This is a genomic window from Blautia sp. BCRC 81119, assembly GCF_003184505.1.
In the GTDB taxonomy this organism is placed as follows: Bacteria; Bacillota; Clostridia; order Lachnospirales; family Lachnospiraceae; genus Blautia_A; species Blautia_A fusiformis.
Genome location: NZ_QJHD01000026.1, coordinates 60,296 through 66,812, shown reverse-complemented (window position 1 = coordinate 66,812; position 6,517 = coordinate 60,296). Strand labels below are relative to the sequence as shown.

Sequence of the window (6,517 nt, the reverse complement as noted above, 5' to 3'; positions counted from 1 at the left end):
TTGGCGGTGTCAAAGAAAAATATTAAAAAGGCACGCTTATGTTTATGACGTAAAGCCGCGACTGTTTGAAAGCAATGAATCACTGAGGCAGAGGATCCTGGAAAAAATAAAGTACAAATGAGGAGGGCAAGACAATGAAAATTTATGAAAGCGGCTGGATTGACCTGAAAAAGACTATTGAATATATAGCAAGGGGAACAATTTGCAATACAATGGAAAACTTTGAGAATTTTGTGCAAGAGGGTTTGCAAAATGGATTCCCACAGCTGTACCGGTACATCTATAAAGATTACCGTGGAAACATTCGCATAAATAAAAACGTATTTAAACATGCAGAAGAAGTGGTCCAGTATCTGCCTTTTATTTTAAAATTGGACGAGTGCACGGAGTATGGCATTTATTTCGGGAATACGCTGGCGGAAACATTTGAGTTTACAAGAGACAATTCGCGGTGCACGTACAACATTACAATCCGTCCACTTTATGAAAGTAAAAGAGCGGAAATAACATTTATGTTTGCAGATAGAGAGGAGGGAAACACGCATGATGAACAAAAGCCTGATTGAATGGTGTGATTTCACATGGAATCCCGTGACCGGATGTCAGCATGGCTGCCTGTATTGTTACGCAGCTAAGCAGGCGAACAGATTTTCTGGTAATGTGCTGATCAACAAAACATCTGAGCAGCTGAGAAAAGAGTGGGACGAAAGAGGAACCCGCTGGGTGCTGAAAAAGCCTTTTAAAAACGAAATCGGAAAAGTAACGCCGTTCCCAGTAAAGTTTGAACCTATGTTCCGGGAGTATTGCCTACCTATGCCGGCACAGAAAAAGAAAACGGCGGTTATATTTGTGGTAAGCATGGGCGATCTGTTCGGGGAGTGGGTACCGGATGAATGGATCCGGAGGGTTTTCGGGGCGGCGCAAGCCGCACCATGGCACACGTATTTGTTTCTGACAAAGAACCCACAGAGATACATACAGCTGGCAGAAGCAGGAAAGCTGCCGCAGCAGGGAAATTTCTGGTATGGCACGACAGTAACAAGACCAGATCAGCAGTATGCCTGGTTTGAGCCTGGCACATATAACTGGTTTTTAAGCATTGAACCGATACAGGAGGACTTTACTTTTGATGCATCGTGGGTTATACGCAGTGAAACAAAAGGAACCTATGCGCCGCCATGGATCATTGTCGGAGCTGAGACGGGCCAGCAGAAAAATAAAACGATACCGCAAGCGGAATGGGTACAGCATATCCTTGAATTTTCCCAGACACACGGCAGCAAGGTATTTTTGAAAAATAACCTGGCTCCTTATTTTACTGGGGATTTGGTGCAGGATTTCCCATTTAGTTATCCCCCTAAGAATTTGGGATAGTGTGGATAAGTCAATAAATATTATGGGCGAGCGTGGAAACACGCCGCCCGGACAGGCAGGAGAGCATGAGGATTATGGGAAAAATGGATTGCGCTATGGAAGCCATGTATATGACAGATTTCTTTGAGACACTGGGATTTAAACGGGTGCGGGTTATGGTTGATAACAATCGCGGTACTGTTGAGGTTACGCTGCTAAAAGGCAGAATCTGGCCGCTGACATGGAGAGAAAAGGCGTATTTTAAGAAATTGAAATGCTGGGGCGTGTGCTATACCGTCCGGAGAATGGTACACGGCATAAAGATATGGGACAACAGAAACTGGGACATAGATTGATTCCGACATTTATGTCGGGAGCATATCGGAGAGGAGGCCGACATGGAAATTATAGCAGCATTTGTGGCCGGCGCATTGCTGGGAGCCGGGAGCCTGATCACATGGGCGTTGTGCGCAGCAAATACCATGTATGAGGAAAAACTGAAAAAGGTCAAGACAAATGAGGATATGTTGAAACTGGCGGACAGTGAGCAGCTGAGGAAAGCACTGAAACGGATGTGCTGGAAAACGACAATGTATTTAAGCCCTTTATTGAGGGAGGCACAGGAAAAACGTATTGATGAATGGTTAGGAGAGGAGGCTGGTCCAGAATGGAGAGAGTAATGGAACAGAGCGTGGAAGAGAAAGAAGAGGCAAAAGGAACCAGCAGAGAACCTGGCGCACTGGCAGGGGTGTACGAGGTGCTGAGCCAGCGGGCTATTGATGAAGCTATCCGCATAGGCGTAGAAGCAGGCACGGCAGCGGCGGAGAGACGCCTGGAAGAGGGCAAAAAGGAGCAGACAAAGGGAAGATATACCCGGAGACTGCACAACACACGCCTGTTGCTGGCAAATTACCGGAATCTGAAAGAGCATGTGAGCGGTGCAGTATTTAATGGCCGCAAGGCAAAAGAGAGCGCTCTGGACATTCTGGACGGCCTGGACAGCTTCGAGTACGAGGACAATTATTATATTGGCAGCATTAAGCAGAGCCAGCAGCGCACGTTGATCATACTGACACATATTGACGAAATGCTGAACTTGTACCGGATATCATGCGAGCAGAGCGGCAAGGCAGAGGAAATGCGCCGGTACCGGATTTTGCACGCTGCATATATTGCACCGGAAAAGAAGAGTGCAGAAGAAATTGCACGCGAAAATTGTGTAGAAAAGCGCACCTATTACAGTGACCTGGGAAAGGCTGTAAAGCCACTGTCTGCACTGATTTTCGGCATTGATGGCATAAGACTTGCATAGTGCCTGCACGGTGCAAAAAGTAGACATTTTCAATGCACTGCATAGATGTTAAAATGATAGAGTGGAGGAATTGGAGAAATGGCAAGAAAGAAGAAAAAAGACGAGGTTGAGAACTATTTCAACAACGTGGCCAACTACCAGACCGAAGCGGAAGCAAGGGCCGTTACGCCGGAGGGTGTAAAGGTCTTTTGTGCTTTTGACGAGCTGGTACCTATTGGCAAAGTGGTTCCGAACCCTGGAAACCCAAACACCCATCCACCTAAGCAGGTCGCACTGCTGGCTGCCATTATCAAGGGGCAGGGATGGAGGAAACCTATTACAGTGAGCAAACGCAGCGGCTTTGTTGTGACCGGCCACGGACGCCTGGAAGCTGCACAGTCCATGCAGGCCAGTGTTGTGCCTGTTGAATACCAGGAATATGCCTCGGAGGCAGAGGAGTACGCTGATCTGATGGCAGACAACCGCCTGGCAGAGCTGAGCGAAATGAACACCTCGGCACTGACAGACATGCTGCAGCAGATGGACACCGGGGAGATACCGCTGGAAATGAGCGGTTATACAGAGGAGGATCTGGAAGATCTACTCAACGCCCTGGGAGGCGTGGACGATACGGAGAACAACGGAGAGGACACCGTACCGCCGCCGAAAAACATTCCTATGACCCACGCCGGAGACATTTGGCACCTGGGGCAGCACCGCCTGATTTGTGGAGACAGCACAAAGCCAGAAACCCTGCAGAAGCTGCTGGGGGATGAACTGGCGCAGTGCGTGAACACTGATCCACCGTATGGCATAAGCCTGGATGGCGGAGGAGGAAACGGGAAGAGGCAGAAGCAGCAGATTGAAAACAACGGCATGATCGCCAACGACGAACTGACCGACGACGACCTCCTCGGTAAATTACTGATTCCGGCTTTTAAGAACGCCGTGAAGTACAGCAAGCCAGATGCTGCATTTTATATTTACCATGCAACAGATACCCGCAGAGACTTTGAGGACGCCATGACAGCCGCAGGCCTGCTGGAAAAGCAATACTTGATATGGTTGAAGAACAATCACAACCTGAGCGGTACCGATTACCTGAGAGACTTCGAGCCTATGTTTTATGCAGAGAAAGCAGGACATACGGCCAAGTGGTGCGGGGATCGTAGCAACAACACCTGCTGGAAGATAACCCTCCGGGATGATGCAGGCATGGCAACCACCCTGAGCGGTGGCATTGTTGTGACTGACGGAGCAGGAGGCAAGGCTTTTATTTCTGACAAGGTACCAAAGGGAAAGAAAATCCGGTACCTGAGACTGCAGGAAGATAAAAGCGTTTTCTTATACCCGGAAGATAAGCAGGGAGCCGTTTGGGAAGTGGCAAGAGATACGGCGACGTTCCACCCGACACAGAAGCCCGTGGAACTGGCCACAAGGGCGATACTGAACAGCTCGGATCCGGGAGACATTATCCTGGACCTGTTTGGCGGTTCTGGCTTCACGCTGATCGGCGCGGAAATGACCGAGAGACAGGCCAGGCTGGTAGAGTTAAGCCCAACCTATTGTGATGGAATTATTCGGCGGTATGTAAGCTATACCGGCAATGCTGGTGTGACATGCACCAGGGACGGCAAAGAATACGCATACGTGCAGCTGAATGATGAAAATATAAAGGCAAATATGCCGGATCCGGAAGAAATGCCGGAAGCTGCTGAGGACATCAATGTCCCTGGCAAAGAGTAACACCTGAGAGGGCGGCCGCTATGGCCGTTCTTTTTATGTTTCGGAGAAAGGAGGGAGCAGCGCATGGCGGCAAAGAGAGACGCGCCTGAACTATGGGAGCAGCAGGAGGGCGAGAAATCGCAGCATTACCAAAAGTTTTGTCAGTACAGAGACATGCCATACGGAACCCAGGGACGGGAACCGGAGAAAAGAAGCATCCGACGCCTGGCAGATGCTATGGGAATGAAAAGCAAAAGCAGCATTGAAAAGCTGAGTACGCAGTGGAACTGGGTAGAACGCGCAGCGGCCTATGATGTTTACATGACCGAGCTGGAACGCTTCAAGAATGAGCAGGAAATCAAGAAAATGCACGATCTACATGCAAAACTGGGCGTGCAGCTTTTGAATAAAGCCACCCGTGGCCTGATAGCCCTCCCGGATAATGAATTGTCTGCACAGGACATTGCCCGACTGGCAGACGTCGGCGTGAAGATAGAAAGAATGAGCCGCGGCGACAGTGCGGAGAGCATAGCCGTGAGCGCAAAGGCAACCGTTGAGCATAGCGGCGGCCTGGAACTGAGCGGCAGCATTCCGGACATGTCCGACCTATCAGACGAGGAGCTGGAAAACCTTGAGCAAATACTGGGAAAGCTACATAAATAGCAGCCAGTTTGACCCAGGAACCCTGCTAAAAGGGATTCGCAGGGAACGGGCAGAGCGGTCCCTATCGGAGTTTATACAGCAGTCCTGGCCGATTATTGAGCCGGGTACCACGTATATACCGAACTGGCACATTGACCTGATATGTGAGTACCTGCACGCTGTTAAGGACGGGGAAATAAAGCGGCTTGTGATAAACATCCCGCCCCGACACATGAAAAGCATAAATGTAACGGTGTGCTTCCCATGCTGGACCTGGACCCAGGCACCTGAGAAAAGATTTATTAAGGTTTCGTACAGCGATTCCCTGAGCCGTAAGCATAACGTACTAAGCCGTGATATTATACAGTCCCCCTGGTACACTGAGAACTGGGGCGACATTGTAAAGCTGAAAGACGACGTAAACCGACAGAACGAATTTAAGAACACCCACCAAGGTATGATGTTTTCGACCTCTGTCGGTGGTGCACTGACTGGCGAGGGTGGCGACATAATTATAGTTGACGACCCGCAGAACCCGCTCATGGCCAACAGTGAGACAGAGCGGCAAAACACCATAGATTTTTTCAAGAACACACTGCAGACACGACTGAACGACCCCAAGAACGGCGCGATCATTATCGTTATGCAGCGATTGCATGAAATGGACCTGACCGGTTATGTGCTGGCAGAAAACCTGGGCTATGAGCATTTATGTTTACCAGCTGAGGCAGAGAAAAAGACAATAATAACATTCCCGAAAAGTGGCAAGCAGCTCATAAGGGAAGAGGGGGACATCCTGAACCCCCAGCGATATGACAAGGAATCCCTGGCCGGACTGAAAAAGAGCATGGGCTCATTGCAGTATTCTGGCCAGATGCAGCAGCGGCCGGCACCAGCAGACGGTAATATTTTCAAAAAGGCAGGGCTGCAGCATTATTACAACCAAGCCCCGCACTGCAATATGATCATACAGAGCTGGGACATGGCATTTAAAGACAGCGACGGCAGCGCCAAGGTTGCCGGTTACGTGATGGGACGGAGCGGACCCAACGTTTATGTATTTGACCTGGTAAACGAGAAAATGAGTTTTACCCAGTCTGTGAAAGCGGTTCGGGATATGACAGCCAAGTGGCCAAAAGCCAGGGCAAAGGTTGTTGAGGACAAGGCAAACGGCCCGGCGGTTATGGATGTGCTGGGGAAAGAAGTCTCTGGCCTGGTACCGTTCAATCCACGCGGCAGCAAGGAAGAGAGAGCTATTTCAGTGACACCATATTTTGAGGCCGGGAACGTATTTTTTCCGGATCCAAACACGGCGTCATGGGTTACTGATTTACAGAAAGATTTACTGATGTTCCCAAAGGGCGTGTATAAAGATACCGTTGACGCCCTGGTGCAGGGAATTTTGTATTTGATGGATAAGCCATCACAGACAGGACCGCCGGCTGAGGCAGTAGCAGGCGGCATGAGCAGTTATTGGAGAGGAAAGTGAGGTGCAAGGCTATGGGA

Annotated in this window: 8 protein-coding genes; all 8 read left to right on the top strand. The window is 49.6% G+C overall.

What is annotated here, in order from left to right:
• Positions 1-134 precede the first annotated feature (134 nt).
• The 8 genes from DMI82_RS15115 (at position 135) to terL (ending at position 6,500) form a co-directional block, all read left to right on the top strand.
• A complete protein-coding gene (locus DMI82_RS15115) occupies positions 135-566 on the top strand; it encodes a hypothetical protein (protein WP_110103777.1) in 432 nt (143 codons plus the stop codon).
• Positions 544-1,374, top strand: a complete 831-nt coding sequence (locus DMI82_RS15110) for a DUF5131 family protein (protein ID WP_110103776.1) — start codon at positions 544-546, stop codon at positions 1,372-1,374. The genes DMI82_RS15115 and DMI82_RS15110 overlap by 23 nt, the downstream gene beginning before the upstream one ends.
• 74 nt (positions 1,375-1,448) lie before the next feature.
• Entirely contained in the window at positions 1,449-1,709 is a 261-nt protein-coding gene (locus DMI82_RS15105; protein ID WP_110103775.1) for a hypothetical protein, read from the top strand.
• Positions 1,710-1,751: 42 nt separating this feature from the next.
• Positions 1,752-2,033 (top strand): hypothetical protein, encoded by a 282-nt coding sequence (locus DMI82_RS15100; RefSeq protein WP_015525434.1) that lies wholly within the window; start codon positions 1,752-1,754, stop codon positions 2,031-2,033.
• Complete coding sequence (locus DMI82_RS15095) at positions 2,021-2,665, top strand: hypothetical protein (protein ID WP_110103774.1); 645 nt, start codon at positions 2,021-2,023, stop codon at positions 2,663-2,665. Before DMI82_RS15100 ends, DMI82_RS15095 begins: the two co-directional genes overlap by 13 nt.
• 78 nt (positions 2,666-2,743) lie before the next feature.
• Positions 2,744-4,390: a site-specific DNA-methyltransferase gene (locus DMI82_RS15090; RefSeq protein ID WP_146207166.1), complete on the top strand. Its 1,647-nt coding sequence runs from the start codon at positions 2,744-2,746 to the stop codon at positions 4,388-4,390.
• Positions 4,391-4,453: 63 nt separating this feature from the next.
• Complete coding sequence (locus DMI82_RS15085) at positions 4,454-5,032, top strand: hypothetical protein (protein ID WP_015525437.1); 579 nt, start codon at positions 4,454-4,456, stop codon at positions 5,030-5,032.
• Positions 5,001-6,500, top strand: coding sequence for a phage terminase large subunit (gene terL / locus DMI82_RS15080; RefSeq protein ID WP_110103773.1), 1,500 nt, complete (start codon positions 5,001-5,003; stop codon positions 6,498-6,500). Before DMI82_RS15085 ends, terL begins: the two co-directional genes overlap by 32 nt.
• The last annotated feature ends 17 nt before the right edge of the window (positions 6,501-6,517 follow it).